1 protein-coding gene and 1 pseudogene are annotated in these 2179 nt (G+C 47.5%); both read right to left on the bottom strand.

The window, feature by feature from the left end:
• Window positions 1-235: pseudogene (locus PX482_RS07605) on the bottom strand (hypothetical protein); the annotation flags it as partial.
• Between the two features lie 107 nt (window positions 236-342).
• The gene (locus PX482_RS07600) at window positions 343-2148 is read right to left on the bottom strand and encodes an aspartate kinase (protein ID WP_069475262.1); all 1806 of its coding nucleotides are present in this window, start codon (window positions 2146-2148) and stop codon (window positions 343-345) included.
• Window positions 2149-2179 lie beyond the last annotated feature (31 nt).

The raw sequence follows: 2179 nt of genomic DNA, 5'->3' as shown, positions 1-2179 counted from the left end.
TAGATAAAAAACAATTGACAAAAATCGCTAAATGCCTTTCTATATAAGGGTTCCATCCCTTATAATCCCCGTCCATTGCATAACACAAACCGAAGAGCCAAACTTGTTTCAGGGAAGTGAGAAATTTTTCTGTTTGTTGCCAAACTTTCTCTCCCACTTTTTCACCGGTTTTCTCTAGCGCTTTAGTGGCAATAATCGAACCAACTGCGATCGCTGCTCCTGTAAGAGGGTCCATAGATAAAATAGGGGTGATGAGGGTTAACTTATTTATCGGGTTTTTGGGGGTATAAGTTGCCAACAATTAAACAACTCTTACCCCCATCATAGAACTTGTAATTTCATTTAGGCGGGTACTTCAATTTTACCCTGTCCGGCCAATCCAAAAGCGGCGTGAACCACTTGTAGGGCCCTGACTCCATCTTCCTGATTCACCACACAACTGATTTTTATATCAGAAGTAGCAATCATCAAAATATTAATTTTCTCCTTTGCTAAAGCTTCAAAAAAGCGTGCTGCTACCCCCGGTTGTCCTTCCATTCCCGAACCAACAATGCTCACTTTGGCCACATCATTATTAACCACCACTTCCTGTAAACCCAAACTTTCCGATAGTTCTAAGAGGATTTTTTGGGCTAAATTAGCATCAGCTTGGGGTAAAGTAAAAGCGATATCCCGTCGGGGAATACCATCGACAATGCGACAGCGTTGGGATTGAATAATCATATCAACACTGACATTTTTTGCCGCTAAAACCGAGAAAATTCTCGCCGCCATCCCGGGGCGATCGGGGACGTTACGAATGGCCATTTGGGCCTGATTATTATCTAGGGCCACTCCCCGTACTGGGACTAAATTTTTAGGGATTTCGCAATGAGCAACTTTAGCAGAATACTCCACTTGAAAAGCATCACAAAGGACTTTAATTGCTTTTTCTCCGTCCGCTTCATCGATGACACAACTGACTTTTACTTCAGAAGTGGAGATCATTTCGATATTAATTGCCGCTGCGGCCAAAGTGCTAAATATTTGGGCAGCAATTCCCGGCCGGCCGATCATACCGGCGCCGGTAATGGCGATTTTAGCGGCCCCGGATTCGATAATCACTTCCGCTTCCTCTGTATTAGTGGGATGGGAACGTAAAACCGGTGCGATCGCTTCGGCCACGGATTGGGCTTTTTTTAAGGCATTTCCCATCACCGTAAAGGCGATATCGTTGCTGTCCCCCTCGTGAATCGATTGAATAATTAAATCCACGTCCACCTGTTGATGAGCGATTTCCCCGAATAAACGGGCAGCGATACCGGGACGATCAGGAACCCGTAAAAGGGCGATTTTCGCCTGATTGCCCTCAAATTCCACCGCATCCACTGCTTTTGTCAATTCCAATCCTTGCAGGGTGCGCGGTTTCGGTGCCGGGGATGTCACCCAAGTACCCGGATCCTCTGTCCAACTGGAGCGGACAACCAAGGGAACCCCGAAATTTTTAGCGATTTCCACCGCTCGCGGGTGGAGAACTTTCGCCCCTAAACTGGCTAATTCGAGCATCTCATCGCAGGTAATTTGGTCTAAAAGACGCGCTTCGGGGACTAAACGGGGGTCAGTGGTGAGAATACCGGGTACATCGGTGTAAATTTCGCAAAAATCGGCTTTTAAGGCGGCCGCTAGGGCTACGGCCGAGGTATCGGAACCACCGCGCCCCAAGGTGGTAATCTCTAGTTGATCACTATCGCTAACACCTTGAAAACCGGCGACCACAACTACTTTACCCTCCGATAGATGACGGGAGAGGCGATCGGTTTTAATTTCTAAAATACGGGCCCGACTATGTTCGGATTCCGTGACAATTCCCACTTGAGCGCCGGTTAGGGAGATGGCCGGTTGTCCGATTTCCTCTAGGGCCATACTCATCAAGGCGATCGTTACCTGTTCCCCCGTGGATAATAACATATCCATCTCCCGGCGCGAGGGTTCGGCGGCGATTTGTTTGGCTAAATTGACCAATCCATCGGTGGTTTTACCCATGGCAGAAACGACCACCACCACGGTGTTTCCTGCTATTACCGTATTTTTGACCCGTTGAGCGACCGATTGAATGCGTTCCACGGAACCTACCGATGTACCACCGTATTTTTGGACAATTACAGCCATAGTTGTCAGCGCTAGAGACTTTCTATCTTTG

The sequence above is a fragment of the Microcystis sp. M53602_WE12 genome (genome assembly GCF_030065455.1).
Lineage (GTDB): Bacteria > Cyanobacteriota > Cyanobacteriia > Cyanobacteriales > Microcystaceae > Microcystis > Microcystis aeruginosa.
The sequence above is the reverse complement of the archived record's forward strand: the minus strand, read 5'-3'. Positions and strand labels throughout refer to the sequence as shown.

Bases quoted from the DNA above. Each gene is read 5' to 3' on its own strand.
- PX482_RS07600 (WP_069475262.1), bottom strand. From the start codon at position 2,148: ATGGCTGTAATTGTCCAAAAATACGGTGGTACATCGGTAGGTTCCGTG.